Annotated in this window: 13 protein-coding genes; 5 read left to right on the forward strand and 8 right to left on the reverse strand. The window is 36.4% G+C overall.

The window, feature by feature from the left end; translation table 11 throughout:
• Nucleotide 1 precedes the first annotated feature (1 nt).
• The 5 genes from cobU to ybaK all read right to left on the reverse strand — a co-directional run bounded on the left by cobU (nucleotide 2) and on the right by ybaK (nucleotide 6808).
• Nucleotides 2-520 carry a bifunctional adenosylcobinamide kinase/adenosylcobinamide-phosphate guanylyltransferase gene (gene cobU / locus J536_RS05560; RefSeq protein WP_032062329.1) on the reverse strand — a complete coding sequence of 173 codons (519 nt, stop codon included), beginning with the start codon at nucleotides 518-520 and terminating at the stop codon, nucleotides 2-4.
• On the reverse strand, nucleotides 508-1134 hold the full coding sequence (locus J536_RS05565) for a 2'-5' RNA ligase family protein (RefSeq protein WP_032062331.1): 627 nt from the start codon (nucleotides 1132-1134) through the stop codon (nucleotides 508-510). The genes cobU and J536_RS05565 overlap by 13 nt, the downstream gene beginning before the upstream one ends.
• Before the next feature lie 104 nt (nucleotides 1135-1238).
• Entirely contained in the window at nucleotides 1239-3386 is a 2148-nt protein-coding gene (mtlD, locus tag J536_RS05570; protein WP_032062333.1) for a bifunctional mannitol-1-phosphate dehydrogenase/phosphatase, read from the reverse strand.
• A 564-nt stretch (nucleotides 3387-3950) separates the two neighbouring features.
• Entirely contained in the window at nucleotides 3951-6182 is a 2232-nt protein-coding gene (locus J536_RS05575) for a TonB-dependent receptor (RefSeq protein WP_032062335.1), read from the reverse strand.
• 158 nt (nucleotides 6183-6340) lie between these two features.
• Complete coding sequence (gene ybaK / locus J536_RS05580; protein ID WP_017386867.1) at nucleotides 6341-6808, reverse strand: Cys-tRNA(Pro) deacylase; 468 nt, start codon at nucleotides 6806-6808, stop codon at nucleotides 6341-6343.
• Nucleotides 6809-6997: 189 nt separating this feature from the next.
• Between ybaK and J536_RS05585 the strand changes: the two genes are divergently transcribed.
• From J536_RS05585 to J536_RS05600, 4 genes are all read left to right on the forward strand, one after another.
• Nucleotides 6998-7300, forward strand: a complete 303-nt coding sequence (locus tag J536_RS05585; RefSeq protein ID WP_005076193.1) for a hypothetical protein — start codon at nucleotides 6998-7000, stop codon at nucleotides 7298-7300.
• A 234-nt stretch (nucleotides 7301-7534) separates the two neighbouring features.
• Nucleotides 7535-8908, forward strand: coding sequence for an ABC1 kinase family protein (locus tag J536_RS05590; protein ID WP_017386866.1), 1374 nt, complete (start codon nucleotides 7535-7537; stop codon nucleotides 8906-8908).
• 229 nt (nucleotides 8909-9137) lie between these two features.
• Nucleotides 9138-10421 carry an acyl-CoA dehydrogenase family protein gene (locus J536_RS05595; protein ID WP_155758146.1) on the forward strand — a complete coding sequence of 428 codons (1284 nt, stop codon included), beginning with the start codon at nucleotides 9138-9140 and terminating at the stop codon, nucleotides 10419-10421.
• A gap of 23 nt (nucleotides 10422-10444) precedes the next feature.
• Entirely contained in the window at nucleotides 10445-11650 is a 1206-nt protein-coding gene (locus J536_RS05600; RefSeq protein WP_005069433.1) for an acyl-CoA dehydrogenase family protein, read from the forward strand.
• A 126-nt stretch (nucleotides 11651-11776) separates the two neighbouring features.
• Here J536_RS05600 and J536_RS05605 read toward each other — a convergent pair whose 3' ends face one another.
• Nucleotides 11777-12988 (reverse strand): alkane 1-monooxygenase, encoded by a 1212-nt coding sequence (locus J536_RS05605; RefSeq protein WP_032062339.1) that lies wholly within the window; start codon nucleotides 12986-12988, stop codon nucleotides 11777-11779.
• 189 nt (nucleotides 12989-13177) lie between these two features.
• On the opposite strand from J536_RS05605, the gene J536_RS05610 reads away from it, so the two are divergent.
• A complete protein-coding gene (locus J536_RS05610) occupies nucleotides 13178-14122 on the forward strand; it encodes an AraC family transcriptional regulator (RefSeq protein ID WP_032062341.1) in 945 nt (314 codons plus the stop codon).
• Nucleotides 14123-14171: 49 nt separating this feature from the next.
• Here J536_RS05610 and J536_RS05615 read toward each other — a convergent pair whose 3' ends face one another.
• Together J536_RS05615 and J536_RS05620 are read right to left on the reverse strand one after the other, a co-directional pair.
• Nucleotides 14172-16037, reverse strand: a complete 1866-nt coding sequence (locus tag J536_RS05615; RefSeq protein WP_032056987.1) for a SurA N-terminal domain-containing protein — start codon at nucleotides 16035-16037, stop codon at nucleotides 14172-14174.
• 131 nt (nucleotides 16038-16168) lie between these two features.
• Nucleotides 16169-16441 carry an HU family DNA-binding protein gene (locus tag J536_RS05620; RefSeq protein ID WP_001043034.1) on the reverse strand — a complete coding sequence of 91 codons (273 nt, stop codon included), beginning with the start codon at nucleotides 16439-16441 and terminating at the stop codon, nucleotides 16169-16171.
• Nucleotides 16442-16600 lie beyond the last annotated feature (159 nt).

Here is a 16600-nt window from a genome sequence, read left to right on the forward strand (position 1 = left end):
TTTATTTCTCACCTTTTAAAATCATTGGAAAACCAGCCACACAAAACACAACCTTATCTGCAATTTGCCCTAGAGCTTGATGTAGTCTGCCTGCTTCATCGACAAACCGACGACTGATCTCACCGAGTGGTACAACACCAAGACCAGTTTCATTACTTACTAAAATAATTTCTGACTGAAGCGTGGGTAAAATTTTTAACAGCTGCTCACATTCAAATTTCTGAACATTTTGATCTTCTAAAAGTAACAAATTGGTTAGCCAAAGTGTTAAACAATCCACAAGAATAATTTGATTAGGTCGATCAATTTTTTGCAGAATCTTTGCTAAATATAAAGGTTCTTCAACCAAGGACCAGTGAGAAGGACGCTGATTTTGATGATGGGTTATTCGACTTTGCATTTCAGAATCTAGCGCTTGCGCCGTTGCAACATAAGTGACAGCTAATTGCCTGTCTATTGCCGTTTGTTCAGCCAGTCGGCTTTTGCCAGAACGGGCTCCACCCAAAATCAGTTGCAACATGCATCACCTAAAAACAAATGCTGATACGGATATAACTTACCTTGTAAAGTTTGAGCTTGATAATAACCAAATGTTAAATGCTCAACTTTAAGGTCAAATTCAGCCTGTTTATATTGTACAGGTAATTCAGAAATTTTTTGTAAAATCAAATCACTACTATAGTCTGTTTTATACAACCCCAAAGTGATGTGTGGGCAATAATCTAAAGCCGCAATTTCATTAGAAACTAAACCTAACTTTTGGCGTATCTGAAATAAGATATTTTCAGTGTCTCCTATTTCTACAAATAGAGCACTACTAAAGCTATCGATTGAACCAATTTTTAAATGAAACGGAGCAAAATCTTCTTTTTTTAAGATTTCTCTTTGCTGCTCAAATTCACTCAAACTAAAGTCATCACTATAAACTCTGGTTTCGTGGTCTAAAAATCCACATATAAACAGTGTGATATGATATTGACGACTATTGGGTTCTAATAAGAATTCTGAAAAATGCGCACGCAATTGATCTAGATAATGAACTAATTTCTGATCATTAATTTCTAGATACCACAATGCGTAATTTTGACGCCCAAGGTGCCATTCGGGATAATCCCGTATAGGTGTTGGCACCATGAGTGTGGAGGGTTTTAACAGCACAGTTTTAATTCAAAATTATTCAAATTTTGTATTAAAACATGTTTGTCTTTCAATTGTTGAGGTTAATTCAATAAGCAAACTCAAACATATTGATTTGATGTAGTTTTGGTATTGTTCAGCTTAATGTCCAAAGGTTGTTTACCTTGTTCAGAAAACAAATATTGGATAAGTTGAACCAATTCAGCTTCAAGCTGTCTTCTTTGAGTTGTACTCAAGTCTAGGTTCTGAATTTGTTGCTGCAGATGTTCAACAGCTTTAGTCTCTTCAATTTCTAAAAATTGAATCGCATAGGCATAACCTAAAGCAGCACCTTTTAATAAATTTTTATAAGGCAAATCATGACAAATATTCACAGCAATTGATGCCATGACACGTTCATTATGAGTGAGTTTGCGTAGTGGATCTCTAGCTACGCGTTGACAAGGATCTTTAAATGCATATTCACATGAGTCTAGAAAACTTTGTGACATTCGATCCAGATCTTTTGCATAGTTAGGTAATACAATAGCAAGTCCCTGCTTCACTTCTGCAATTAAGTTCTCTGCAAATGCTTTAACTAAATGATCACCCATGGCAACACCAATAGATTCATAACCCATTAAAGATGCATACCAAGCAAGCATCGCATGTACACCATTCCATAAACGATTTTTAATGAGTTGAATGTCAGTAATTTGGTCAACCAATACCACCTGACGCAACTTTTCAAGTAAAGGACTGCCTTTCTCTACATAGATTGGCATATCAGTTTCACTATGGAACAAGATTAAATCCATGCTTTGTAAGATATGTCCCGGCTGGAAATTACGGCGCATGTTATCAACATAGATAGAAGCCTGATTTAGTTTATCTTGATTCAGTTTATTACAGTCTTCAATTTCAATTTGGTCTTCTTGCTCCACATCTTCTAAATGCTGTTCAAGAAAATTATGTTTAATACGAAGTTGACGATATAAATTCTGATTAGAAAGTTTTGAAACCATGCGATTAACTACGGTGTCGCAAAAGTAATGCTCTTTTAAAATATGCTCGGTTACATCTTCATCGTTGGTTAACTCTAGTAGAGCTTCTTTAAGATGCTTCATAACCAAATATTTCGCACCAACCTTATTTAAAATAATTAGAAAGGTTAACGGTTCTATACATGTTTCAAGTTGCGAATTAAAACGCGCATATAACCCTTTTGCAATTATTTTTGCCTCAACTTCGATGGCCTGTTCGGGTAAACAAAGTGCGATCAAACTTGAATGGGTATACATCTCCAACATTTGTTGTTCATTTTCAGAATCAACAATGGTCATATTCTCAATACGTTCATCATAAGAAAATTGCCCATAGCGAATACTATAGGTTCCAAACGCATTTACAGCTTCGCGGAAAAGACTATTTCGTGTTGACGCAATTATACGTTTTGGTTTCGTATAACCATCCCAATGCGACAAGATCTGCGCTATATAACCACCGCCAATAGCACCGAAACCATGTATTCCAACAGTAAGCTGATTCAGACTTTGCGGAAAAGGTTCCTGTATCTCTGGCATATCCATAACAGGAATAAATTGGTCAAGATCAGTTAAAAAGTCATACATCTGGTCATAATAAAAATGCGCTTTTTCCAGCATTTCATCATTTGGTTCTTTAATATCTTTTAATAAAATCGTTAAACCTTTCGATGTGTGGGCTGAAGTTAAACCATTTTCCGAATCTTCAAACATTAAACATTGGTTAGCGTCTAAATGAAGTTGACTAGCCGCTTTTAAAAAGATTTCTGGATGTGGCTTCCCTTGTTCTACTTCATCCCCACAAGTAATGACATCAAAAAATTTATAAACATTTGCATTAATTAAATATTCTTCGGCAATTGCTCTACGGCTTGAAGTAGCCACAGCCATTCTTAAACCAGATTTTCTTAAACGCTCTAGAACTTGAACCAAACCTTTTTTAATAGGCACGCCGTGTTTTCGAATATGTTCTAGTTCCATCTCATCGGCACGTTTTCGAATTTCCTTATATGGAACATTTACCCCATATAACCGTTGAGCCAATTGCTCAGCAGTAGTTGCACTTAAACCTAAACATTGCATTAAATATTCGTGTGAAAACTCCTGTCCAATGAGTTCTTGAGATGCCTGTTGCAATGTTTGAAACCGCAATCGCTCAGTGTCAAACATTGTCCCATCCATATCAAAGATAGCTCCGTGAACAGGTTTTCCATGAAAAATAAGCACGTTTTTACCTCTTTTTTTGATCATGTTTTATTCAGGGTATACAAAAAAACGGCTAAAAAGGCAGGATGTTAATAAATGAAACATTAGTGGTTATTTTTTGATCAAAAATATAATCGATCTGTTACTGTGTAGAGTTAAATATCCAAAATAGTTGAAATGTATAAATAACTATGAAATTAACTTTAACTACAAAAGCAGCAGGCCATCCTCGCCTACTGCTTTTGATTAGTTCTTTTTGTTGCGCTGATAATGTTTATTTTTCTTTGTTCCATTTACCGCTAGTTGAACCTGCCTATTTTTATAATATCCTGCAGGCGCTCACATACCAGAAATCAACTCATCTTTTTCAACATCATTGTTATTGGAGTCTCTGGTATAACTTTAAATCGCCTAAAACCCAGCATTACAGTAGTAGACGTTAATCTTAATTACTAGAACGTTTCTCAACTTCCAATATAGATAATGATAATCATTTGCATTTAATAATGCAAGTTTATTTTATTATTTTTTTTAATTTATTAAGGAATACCTATGATTTATAGATATTCCCTATCTCACTTCATATTAATAATTAAATGTATAGCTGAGGCCGTAAGTACGTCCTTCAGCTGGTATACTTTCTACAAGACCATATACTTTTTCTGCTTGTTGACTATAGACAGTTCGATAGTCTCTATTCCAAACATTATATACACCAAAATCTATACGTCCTTTCCAAGCTGGAAAATGAGCCAAAACATCCATCGTGCTATAGCCTTTAATTTTTACAGCTGAAAGTGAACCATCTTTTACTGCTTCATTTGTACCTTTTATAGCAAGAATTTGCATACGAGCACCATATCCTTCATCACTGTTCCACTCGGCAAAAACAGTACCTTTGATTGGTGAAACTTGAAAAGCATTCAACTCTTTCCATTTACCATCCGTATCTTTATATTGACCACGCGTATAACCCAGTGTTCCCCCAACTTTAAACTCTTCCATAAATGGGTAGGTCGCCGTTAGTTCAGCACCATATACACGTTGGTCTTTGTCCATAACCTCAGCAACAGTTTCTTTATTACTGTTCTTGTAGAATTGAACAACTTTATCTGAGGTATTATAGAAACCCGTTATACCTAGATTTAGGCTTTGCTCCCCTTGTAAACGCCAGCCTAGTTCATAGCTGTTTACACTAATAGGTTGGATATTCGCTGTTGAGATATTAAATGCATCACGCATCATCCGTTGTACATCTGGAAAACTAAAACCTTGAGAGAAATTAGCAAATATTTGCTGCTCATCTGTTAATTTATATATCGCTCCCAAATTGAATAAAACAGCATCGTCATTTACAGATCCGCTTGGCTGTATGCCATTTTTAGTCGAGTACTGTTCTGTTTCAGCTTTGATATATTGGTAACGAGTACCAGCCTGGACATTCATACGGTCTGTTAAAGCGTAATCACCTTGTATAAAAATGCCAGCACTTTGAATTGTTGTATTTGGACCGGCATCTGAAGTTTTACCTGTAGGTTTATAGGTCAAACCTGTATTAAATGCTGTGAAATGCTCATAATATTGATGATCTTTTTCATGTTCATAATCTAAACCATAAGTTAGATTAAGATCACGATTCATAATATTTAAATCACTTTGTACTGTTGAACGCAGACCAGCCACTTCGATTTCAGATTGAGATTGCTTTGCTTCTGTACCTTCCCCTCCTAAAAAGACTGGAAAGAAACGAGCATCTTCTTTACGGTAATATCCTTCTAAATTTAAGACCTGACCTAAAATATCTTTATTTTGGTATTGAGTGTTGAATGCATAGCGCTCTGTAAAAGGCTGATTAGATATTTCTAAACCCTTCTTCCCAATATATGAGTTAGGCGCTCCTCCATAAATATAATTTTTTCCATAATCAGGACCATAATTCGTATCTTGTTCATCCTTATAATACTGTGCACCCAAACTTAGTGATTGGTTATCAGTTAAATCTATATTTATACGACTATTAACATCAATTGTATCAGTATCAGGACGGCTACCTTGCATAGGTGCTATAGCAATACGATCACCATGGCTATTGAACTGAGATCCGCGACTAGTGAAATTAGTCCCTAAGAAACCATTTACATTATCTTTATTAAATGAAATAGATTGGCCAATTTCATAAGCAAGACTATCACTTCGAAATGTATCGGAAGACGTAATACCAAGTTTAGTTTCAAAACTTACTGGTTTAGTAGAATCAGCACGTTTCGTAATAATATTAATAATCCCGCCGGTAGAACCTGATCCATAAATACTTGTAGCTCCTGAAAGAACTTCAATACGTTCAATCATGCCTGGACTAATACTATTTAGCTGCCGAGCCACATCGCGTGAGCCATTTTGCGATACGCCGTCAATCATAATCATGACATCACGACCACGCATTGTTTGCCCATAGTTGGTAGTCGTTCCACTACTCACCCCGAGTGATGGAACCAACTGAGCCAGAATATCGGCAATTTTTCGTCCCGCAGTTGCCTGTTGTTCAATTTGCTGCTTTTCAATCGTTTGAACTGTGCCTGCAATTTCAGCAATATTTTTGGGCGTCCTTGTCGCCGTCACTATAATTTTTTGCAATTGAGCTACAGGCTTTTGTGTCGGTTGATTATTAAGGATTTCCTTTTCAATATTTGTATTTGCATAAACCTGCTGCGCAAATACTGCTGCTAGAGCAATACAACAAGGTTTTAATTTAAAATACTGTGATTCAGCACACATCAGATGATTTGAGTTAGCCCCAACCTTTTTGTATTGATTCATTTTCCCTTTCTCCAAACCCAAAAGTTATTAGATAGTTATAAGGTTCGGCATAATACTAAATATAAATAATAATGAGAATTGTTTTTATTAAAAGAACTTGATTTAATACTACCTATCTTAAAATTAGTTAATTTAATGAGATAAGAAAAAGATTTATATTACTCATCAAGTACATCAACAAATTGAGCATTTAAGAGTTGTGCTAGATCTTTCGGGTTTAAGCCAATATCTAGTCCCCGTTTTCCTCCACTCACATAGATTTTGCTGAATTCTTGTGCAGATGCATCAATAACGGTTTTTAAGCGTTTCTTCTGACCTAAAGGACTAATCCCTCCGACCAAATACCCCGTTAAACGTTCAGCGTCTTTTGGATTGGCCATTTGCAATTTTTTACAGCCAAACGCCGTAGCCACTTTTTTTAAATTTAATTGATGATTAACTGGCAATACTGCAACAAAAAAATTCTTATCATCGCTAACCATCAATGTTTTGAATACCTCCCTTACATCTAAATTTAGTTTTTCTGCTGCTTCTAATCCAAAACTTTTAGCATTTGAATCATGCTCATATTCATGGATTGAAAATTCAATTTTATTGCTTTTTAACAGTCTACATGCAGGAGTCATAATAAGTAGTGTTATAGATGAAATTATTTGGATTATAGTTTTTTCTAAAAAATTTTTAAATTTGCTTAGGCTATTTACAAGAATTACATAAAAAATCAAACAGCAACTGAATAAAAAATAATCTCAACTTGATATTCATGGCTCGACTCCATATATTTTATTTAGATTTAAGTCTGAGCTGACAATTTTATGAGTTATAAACACAACAATCTGATGGCTATGCGTCACCGTTTTTGGGATGAATCTTCAGATTATGTCTTAAATGAAAAGCAGTTTTTACAGCAGACGTTAATTGAACAAGGCATCTTTAATAACGCAACACTCGAGGATGTTAAGTATTTTTTCTATACCTTACCCAGCATTATTATTGTAAAAGCTCATGCACTTGGTTTTATGCATGATTCAGTCAAACAAATGTTATTACAGCATATTCAGTCCAATCGCCTTCACTTAATGCAGAAGTCTGAATTGAAGATCCAATTTAAAATGTAATTTAAGTTTTTGTGAAAGATCCGTTTTTACCCTAGTTTTACTCACCTGAACGCTGTAAGTTTCTTAAATTTTAAAATTGCTTAGGCTATTTTAAAGTTAATGAAATAAAGATAGCCATTTCGACTGATCATTCAGTCTGAGAGAACTATTTTAATACGCTCAAAACATGTAATATTCGTTACAATTTTAGATCACCAGCGTTTGGCTGCATGATGCGCATAGGATTCTATTTTCATGTCAAATCAGAAAGATAAGCTTAAGAGTTTAAAAACTTCTTCCATGGATCGACGCTTATCAATCGCGAAAGCTTCTTTACTTGCAGGAACACGTTGGGCAACTGCAAGCGCCTCTTCTTTATTTTCTAATGAGGAAGAAAAAGAAAAGAAACGCAAAAAAGCGATGAGCGAGCAAGCTAATTATCTGGTTTCTGAAATAGGTAAACTTAAGGGTTCTATTGTTAAGATTGGCCAAATGATGGCCCTTTATGGTGAGCATTTTTTACCTGAAGAAATTACACAAGCACTAAACACCTTAAATAACCAGACAGTTGCTTTAGATTGGCCTGCAATTAAGCCGCACCTTCAAGAGCAATTGGGCGCTAAATTAAATGATTTAACAATTGATCATGAGCCAATTGGTACGGCCTCTCTCGCACAAGTACACCGTGCAACGCGTAAATCAGATGGTTTAGAGTTAGTTTTAAAGATTCAATATCCGGGCGTTGCAAATGCTATTGACTCCGATATGAGCTTGTTTAAAAACATGCTTAAACTGACGCGTATGGTTCCACAAACCCGTGAATTTGATCAGTGGTTTGATGAAGTACGTGAAATGATGCATCGTGAAGTTGACTATGATGTTGAAGCTGCCACTACTCGTCGCTTTGGTGAACGCTTAAAAGATGATGAGCGCTATATTGTTCCTACAATTGTAGATGAATATTGCACAAATCAAGTGCTCTGCATGACTTTTGAACGTGGTGTGCCAATTAATAGCCCTGTGATGTTGTCATTACCTCAAGAACGTCGTAATCAACTCGGTGAAGCGTCATTAGAGATTGCGGTTCGTGAAATTTTTGAATGGGGTGAAATGCAAACTGACCCTAACTTTGGTAATTACCTTGTTCGTTTAGGTAATGGCCAAGACATTCAAGACAAAATTGTATTATTAGATTTTGGTGCTATTCGCCAGTTTGATGAACACTTGCTATCAGTTGCCCGTCAACTCATTCAGGCAGGTTATCAACATAATAAAGATGCAATGGTCAAAGCCATGACTGGTTACGAGTTCTTTGATGCGATGCCTGAAAGTATTAAACCAGGTATGGCTGATGTCTTTTTACTTGCAACAGAAGCATTCAGTACTCCTGCAAATAACCCAGATATGCCCGCTGGTCTTATGGATGAACACGAACGTTATGACTGGAAGAAAAGCCAGCTTCATAGCCGTGTTATGCAACAAGCTAGTAAATCAATGGCTTCACGTTATTTTTCAGTTCCGCCAAAAGAGTTTATGTTTATTAGCCGTAAATTCATTGGAGCCTACACATTTATGACGGTTATTGATGCAAAAACCAATGTGCGACGTATGATTCGTAACTTTGCTTAATTTAATGAATGACTAGAATGATTCCATGTCATTCTAGTCAATCCTTCTCGACTCCCCCGATATTAAATTCACTTTAAATAAATAAAATCAAAAACTTATAATTTTATTATTTTGTATTTACCATTTATCTACTCATTTTTCGAATGTCAGTAACGACATAGTTTTTTAATATAAGGCGTGTCAGCATAAAACAATAACAATGTGTTAGGACACCATAATCATGACAAGTATGATCAATAAAGCTCAGGGTTTGGGTTTATCGCTGATCACCAGATTGGCTGGAAGCGATGTACTTGATCAACTCAAGTTGCGTAAATTTGTTGAAAAATCTCTTTATCAAGGTTCAAAAGCTGGCTTTAGAGCATTAACGCAGACTCAAAAAGCGTTTAAGCCCAAGCAAATCTCTCAACAACGTTTACCTCGCCAACAAAAAAATTTATTTGATTTAAGTCTAACCGAAGAACAACAAATGACTTCTGAAGCAATGTCTCAATTTGCTCAAGAGGTTTTATTGGGGTTAGCTCATGATGCCGATCAGGAAGCTCAGTTTCCTGAAAGTCTTTGGCAATATGTTGAAGATTTAGGACTTAACTACTATGCACTTCCAGAAGCACTCGGTGGAGTAGCGGCCGAACAAAATATCGTTAGTAACTTGTTAATTGCTGAAAAACTAGCTGAAGGTGATTTCAGCCTTACAGCAGGATTACTCAGTACATTTAGCGTTATTAATGCAATCACACGTTGGGGTTCTGCTGAAGTTCAGTCGATGTACCTACCATGTTTTGCAGAAGACTCAGACATTACAGCAACTTTTGCTGTTCAAGAAACAACTCCAGCATTTAACCCTTATGTTTTAAAAACAAAAGCATCACTTGAAAATGATCAGTTTTTTATTGATGGTGAAAAAACATTAGTGATTTTAGGCGATTTAGCTGATGTATTTTTAGTAAGTGCAGACTTTAACGGCAAGCCAGACGTATTCGTCGTGCAGTGTAATGAAACAATTTCAATAAAAAACACTCCGGCCATGGGTCTTAAAGCGACAGAAACAGCAACTCTTCGCTTTAATCACACTCCTGCTCTACGTTTAGGTGCAACAGATTTTGATTACACAGCCTTTGTAGATTTAGGCAACTTAGTGTGGTGTGCAATGGCTGTAGGTACATGTGAAGCTGTAAAAGCTTACTGTATTAAATATGCCAATGAACGAACCGCGTTCGGTGAACCTATTTCACATCGTCAAAGTGTCGCTTTCATGATTGCAGATATGGCAATTGAAATTGATGCAATGCGTATGTTGATTTTAAATGCAGCAAGCCTTGCAGAGTCAGGCAAGCCATTTCACCGCGAAGCTTACTTAGCCCATCTACTTTGTGCTGAAAAATCCATGAAAATTGGCACAGACGGTGTGCAAATTCTTGGTGGACATGGTTTCACAAAAGAACATCCTGTTGAACGTTGGTACCGCGATTTACGGGCTACTGCAATTTTACAATCTGGCTTACATGCTTAAAAGATCAATCAGAGGATACTTTAATGAATTTACAAAATCCTAAAAAATTCAAAATGATGATTGATCAAGCACATGATGTTGCGATCAATGTATTACGCCCTATTTCTCGCAAATATGATAAAGCTGAACATGCATATCCAAAAGAACTTGATATGCTCGCCTCTCTCATCGATGGCATGAATGAAGGTGGTGAAGGAATTAATGCTGGTGCTGCGGGTGCTGGAAAGCGCGGTGATACCGACAATGAAGGTATTCGCAATGGAACCAACATGTCGACCGCTCTTGGAATTATTGAGATGTGTTATGGCGATACAGGCTTATTACTGAGTATGCCTCGTCAGGGCCTTGGAAACTCAGCAATTGCTGCTGTCGCAAATGATGAGCAATTAGAACGGTTCAAAGGAACATGGGCAGCAATGGCCATCACCGAACCGGGTTGTGGCTCCGACTCTGCCGCTATCCGTACCACAGCAACCAAAGATGGCAATGACTACATTCTAAATGGTGAAAAGATTTTTGTGACCTCAGGTGAACGAGCAGACTCTGTCGTTGTTTGGGCCACACTTGATCGCAAACTTGGCCGTGCAGCTATTAAATCATTTGTGGTACCCAAAGATACGCCTGGCATGAAGGTCGAACGTCTCGAACATAAATTAGGAATTAAAGCATCAGACACAGCAGTCATCAGTTTTATTGACTGCCGTGTACCAGCAGAGAACCTTTTGGGTAATGCCGAAGTGGATGTTGCTAAAGGTTTCGCCGGAGTAATGGAAACTTTTGACAATACACGCCCTCTAGTTGCAGCAATGGCAATCGGTTGTGCGAAAGCTTCACTAGAGCGTATTAAAGAGATTTTTAAAGATCAGCTTGATCCTGACTACTCGACTCCCTATCTGCATGCTTCTAACCTTGCAGCACAAATCTACCGCATGGAGGCTGAATGGGAAGCTGCTCGTCTGCTCATGTTAAAAGCAACATGGATGGCTGATAACAAAAAGCCAAACTCTAAAGAAGCTTCTATTGCAAAAGCAAAAGCAGGTCGTGTTGGTAACGAGATCACTTTAAAATGTGTCGAGTTAGCAGCAAGTGTTGGCTATAACGAAGACGAACTACTTGAGAAATGGGCACGTGATTCAAAAATTCTTGATATTTTTGAAGGTACTCAGCAAATTCAACAATTAATTATTGCGCGTCGTGAGCTTGGTAAATCTTCAAGTGAATTAAAATAAGAGCATCGCAAGCGAGTTTAAATTCCCTTGCTGCTTAGTACTACCATCTATAGGCAAAATAAAAACCCTCTAATCACATGATTAGAGGGTTTGGTATTTCAGGAATATATATTATTTATTCAACTTTTATGTTTCTAATGATTGATCTACTGCACCAAATTTTTTGAAGATTTTTGCACGTCTTTTTGGTGAAATATTCGCTTTATTCAAATCACCTTTATAGTGATCAAAAACTCGCTTATCCATTATTTTGAACCACAACGAAGGAATTAACGCAGGTAATAACATACTTGCATAACCACTTGGTAATTCTGGTGCCTCATCAAAATGACGTAATGCTTGGAATGGACGAGTCGGATAAGCATGATGATCTGAGTGACGCTGCAACTGGTACAGAAATAAGTTTGTTACTACGTTATTGTTGTTCCAGCTATGCTCTGGCATTGTGCGCTCATATTGACCATTTTCTTTTTTCTGACGTAATAAACCATAATGTTCAATATAGTTAATAATTTCAAAAAGACTAATGCCATAAAATGCTTGTGTCGCTAAATATGGAATTGTACTTTTACCAAAAATTCCAACCATAGAGGCATGAAAAGCAGCACTCATTCCCCAGCCTTGTAATAATTCATTATCTGCTGACCAGAACTCTTTTCCTTTACGTTTTAAACGATTCTTCTCAATTTCAATTGCAGACTTAAAAGAACCTACAACTGTACGTGGCCAGAACTCATAAAATGTTTCGCCCATACGTGAAGAAGCCGGATCTTCAGGAGTTGCTGCACGTTTATGGTGTCCATAAGGATGTTCGATACGGAAATGGTTATAACCTGTAGGAACCAAAGCAAGATGAGATAAAATATGATCAATACGATCATGCTTATGGCTTAATTCATGGGCTGTATTAATTGCAATACCATTAATTGCACCCATTGAAACACCGAGCAAAATTTTATCAATGAATGACGTGGTTTTACGGCTTGTTAAATAACATGCATAAACATTTGCAGCATATTGCAGTGGAATAAAACTCTTCACAAGACGTGAATAATATGGATCTTTTTCTAAAAGCTTAATTTCTTCATCAGTCGGATTACGTGCATCCTTCCCAATAACAGTATCAATTGCAGGGATCACAACATGTAATAAAAGTGGACCACCTAAAGCGAAAACTTTTTTTAATGGGCGTGGACCAAAATGGTAACCAGCTAAAATACCTAAACCAATTACAGGTAGAGCTGGACTAATCATCCATAAATAGCGCTTACGATCTATCTCACGCATAGACGCTGGCACTGGCATAAGTTCTTGTTGAACATTTACTGGTGCATTCATAGTCATATTTCCTTTTTCTATATATCTATATAGTTAAAGAAATACTAATTACTTAACAGTAGTAACCGTCCAAAAAACCTATTTCAAAGTCTTTGGCATTTTCTTCCACTTTTTTGTCCTAAAAACACATGTTGATCTATTCTTATAGCTCACTATAATTTTAATAAAATAATGATTGATCATATAAACATGGATGCACTAAGTAAGTTTTTTGATGATATTCACCTTAATAAGTCTGAATACATCTATTTAAAAGCTCAAGGAGAATGGGCTTTTAAAACACAAGATCAATCTGCTTTACTTGCGTATATTGTTTTAACTGGTTCAGTATATATTCAACTTAATGCGTCAGAAAAAATAATTGCGACAGCTGGTGATATTATTTTAATTCCTTCTGGAAAAGCACATAATGCCACTGACTCAAAATCAACAGCGAATAAACTAGTAGATTCACTAGATATTACTTCGTTTTTTAACGGTCATAGACAAGATGCGATTGAATTTGGCACCTCCTCTCAAGATAAAACCTTATTGCTGTGTTTGCGCTGTCAGATTGATACTCATATGGCAGGACCTTTGATTAATGCATTGCCTTCGATCATGCATATTCAGCACGAAAATCAAACCAACCCACCCGAATGGCTACAAATTGGGCTTTATTTCTTAGCAATTGAAACTCAAAAAATCAGGCCAGGTCATGACAAAATTATTGATCATTTAGTCAGTATTCTTCTCATTGAGTGCATCCGTGATCACGTTCAACAAATGACTGATCAACAAAACTGGCTAAGTGCGTTAACCCATCCTGAATTAAGTAATGCCCTATCCGCTATTCATAGCCAACCAGAAGTCGCTTGGACAGTTGAGTCATTAGCAGAACAATGTTGTATGTCACGTTCAAAATTTGCAAATCTATTTAATAGTATTATTGGGGAACCACCTCTAACTTATTTGCAACATTACCGTTTTCGTTTAGCAAGTCAGTACTTACGCACAAGTAATTTTTCAATTCAGCAAATATCAAACAAAGTCGGCTATTCATCCGAGACTGCTTTTAGTCAGGCCTTTAAAAGAATTTTTGACTTATCACCTAAACAATATCGACAGCAATATATCGAACATCATCTCGATTAATAGAAAATAAAAAAAAGCGCCGAAGCGCTTTTTTTAATTGATCAAATTATTATTTAATTTTTGCATGTGATTTTAAATATTGGCTGTAATCTTCCAATATTTGTTGACCACGAGATTGACGATAAAGTTGTTTTAGCTGTTGTAATTGATCAGCAGGAATAGCATTAGCGGCTGATGAATTTACATTTGAAACTGCAACGACTACCAGCTCATTTGGTAAGTTTGCTGTTGTAACAGACCACATACCCGGTTTAGGGGTAGCTAAACTAAATGCTGCACGTTCAATTTCACGCTTTAAACCCTGTGAACGACTAAATACGCCTGCTGATTCAAATGCGACTTTATTTTTAGCAACTACTTGTTCTGCTGGTTGAGTTTTAAACTCAGTCAACATGGTAGCAATTTTTGCTTGGGCTGCTTTACGCGCTTTTGCATCGATAACTTTGGCTTTTGCTTCATTCATCGCTTGCGCTAATGGTTTTACACCAGCTGCGTGGTAATCACGTACTTTAACCCATACCGTATCACCATTTGCTAATTGAATATTAGATGATGCATTACGGTCACCATTTTTCACATCATCATTAAATAACTTAATTTTGACACTTGGATCACTTAAATATGGGTTTTGAGTTGCTAAAGTTACACCATTCAATGATTCAACTTTTGCACCTTTTACTTCTTGTACAACAGCTTCTAAAGAATCATTACCAACAATTGTTTCATTCAAACTGTTTACGGCATCTGAATAAACAGTAGCAACTTTATTCTTTTCAACCTCAGCCGTTAAACGCGCTTTCTCAGCTTCAAATGAAGGGATTTGGTTAGCTTGAGTTTCTGCTTCAATAATATGATAACCATATTGTGTTTTTACTGGTTGCGAAACTTGTCCATTTTTCAAACTTAAAACAGTTTTATCAAATGCATCCGAGAAAACGCCTGGAGCATATGCTTCAACTAAACCACCTTTTGCTTTTGAACTAGGATCTTCAGAGAACTGCGATGCAGCTTGTGCAAACGAAAGACCACCCTGAATTTTCGCATAAACTTCTTTTGCAAGTTTTTGAGCAGCTGCATCATCACGAGCATCAGTAGTAATTAAAATATGCTTTACAGTTCGTTTAGCATCTTTTTTCTGAGTTTCAACAAACTTTGCATAAGCTTGCTGAAGTTCAGCTTCAGTTGCAGGCGCTGGTTTAGCCATCATTGATGGAGATAAGACAACATAATCAACATCAACCGAAGCCTGTTGCTTAAATTCATTTTGATGCTTGTTATAGTAATCTGTAGCTTCTTGATTAGATGCAGTTAAACCTGTTTTGTAAGCATCTAATTTAATACTAGCTAAATGTAACGTACGTTGTTCAGTTTGCAAATTCGCAATTTGCATTAAATCAACTTTGCTTACTAAAGAGTAATCAGCAAAGGTTGACGTTAACATTTTCAAAGCATGATCTTGACGTAGGCTTGCTATTAAACCCTGACTCGTCATGCCAATAGAACGTAAGTAATTTTCATAGAGTTTTTGTGAGAATTGACCATTCTCTTGCAAACTAGGCTGCTGAGCTAACATTTGCTCAATTTGAGCATCACTCAAAGAGATACCTAATTTTTCTGCTTGCTGTATTAATAGATTACGTGACACCAAAATATCGAGTGCCTTAGCCTGAATAACAGGTAAATTAAGTAAACTTTCATCCCCTTTAACAGCAGCTAAATATTGTTCTTTGTAAGACTGAGTTAAAGTTTCAAGGTCTTTTTTAGATATTTCTTGGCCGTTTACTGTTTTTGCAACATCAGCCTTGTTTCCCCTATTAAAATATCCTTCAATACCTACAAGTGCTAAAGGGGTCAAAAACAAAATTAGAAGGACTTTGCCGAGCCAACCCTTAATGACTGTACGAAACGATTCCATAAGTATTCCAATATTTTATTTCGAGGAGAATTTTAACTGAAAAACCACAATCAATGAATGAGCAATATTGGTCAATTCAGATATTTAATAAAAAACGCGCCTATATTGGCGCGTTTATTCATCTTAAAAGATTAAGCTACTGAATCTTTAAGACCTTTACCAGCTTTAAAGCTAGGTACTTTTGTTGCTTTAATTTGAAGCTCTTCACCAGTTTTAGGGTTACGACCAGTACGTGCAGCACGTTCTTTAACGCTGAAAGTACCAAAACCAACTAAAGTTACTGTGTCACCTTTTTTAAGTGCTTCAGTAATTGACGCAATTGTCGCATCGAGTGCCTTGCCTGCATCAGTCTTAGATACTCCCCCTTTTTCAGCAATTGCATCGATTAATTCTGATTTATTCATGAATAAAACATCCTCTTAATATCGTTTGTTTAAGGTCCAAGGCTATAGTTTAAAAGGCCATGACGCCTTTATAGCAATGCTTTAGGGGAAAACGCAATACTAGAGCAGGGCTTTTAGCAAAAATAAATGCTAAAAAACTGTTATATATTTGCTAAATCC

This window comes from Acinetobacter sp. 809848, assembly GCF_000581275.1.
Classification (GTDB): Bacteria; Pseudomonadota; Gammaproteobacteria; order Pseudomonadales; family Moraxellaceae; genus Acinetobacter; species Acinetobacter pittii.

Excerpts from the sequence above, each read along its gene's own strand:
- cobU (WP_032062329.1), bottom strand. The coding sequence starts at position 520 with ATGTTGCAACTGATTTTGGGTGGAGCCCGTTCTGGCAAAAGCCGACTG.
- J536_RS05565 (WP_032062331.1), bottom strand. The coding sequence starts at position 1,134 with ATGGTGCCAACACCTATACGGGATTATCCCGAATGGCACCTTGGGCGT.
- J536_RS05575 (WP_032062335.1), bottom strand. The coding sequence starts at position 6,182 with ATGAATCAATACAAAAAGGTTGGGGCTAACTCAAATCATCTGATGTGT.
- ybaK (WP_017386867.1), bottom strand. The coding sequence starts at position 6,808 with ATGACTCCTGCATGTAGACTGTTAAAAAGCAATAAAATTGAATTTTCA.
- J536_RS05585 (WP_005076193.1), top strand. The coding sequence starts at position 6,998 with ATGAGTTATAAACACAACAATCTGATGGCTATGCGTCACCGTTTTTGG.
- J536_RS05590 (WP_017386866.1), top strand. The coding sequence starts at position 7,535 with ATGTCAAATCAGAAAGATAAGCTTAAGAGTTTAAAAACTTCTTCCATG.
- J536_RS05595 (WP_155758146.1), top strand. The coding sequence starts at position 9,138 with ATGATCAATAAAGCTCAGGGTTTGGGTTTATCGCTGATCACCAGATTG.
- J536_RS05600 (WP_005069433.1), top strand. The coding sequence starts at position 10,445 with ATGAATTTACAAAATCCTAAAAAATTCAAAATGATGATTGATCAAGCA.
- J536_RS05605 (WP_032062339.1), bottom strand. The coding sequence starts at position 12,988 with ATGAATGCACCAGTAAATGTTCAACAAGAACTTATGCCAGTGCCAGCG.
- J536_RS05610 (WP_032062341.1), top strand. The coding sequence starts at position 13,178 with ATGGATGCACTAAGTAAGTTTTTTGATGATATTCACCTTAATAAGTCT.
- J536_RS05615 (WP_032056987.1), bottom strand. The coding sequence starts at position 16,037 with ATGGAATCGTTTCGTACAGTCATTAAGGGTTGGCTCGGCAAAGTCCTT.
- J536_RS05620 (WP_001043034.1), bottom strand. The coding sequence starts at position 16,441 with ATGAATAAATCAGAATTAATCGATGCAATTGCTGAAAAAGGGGGAGTA.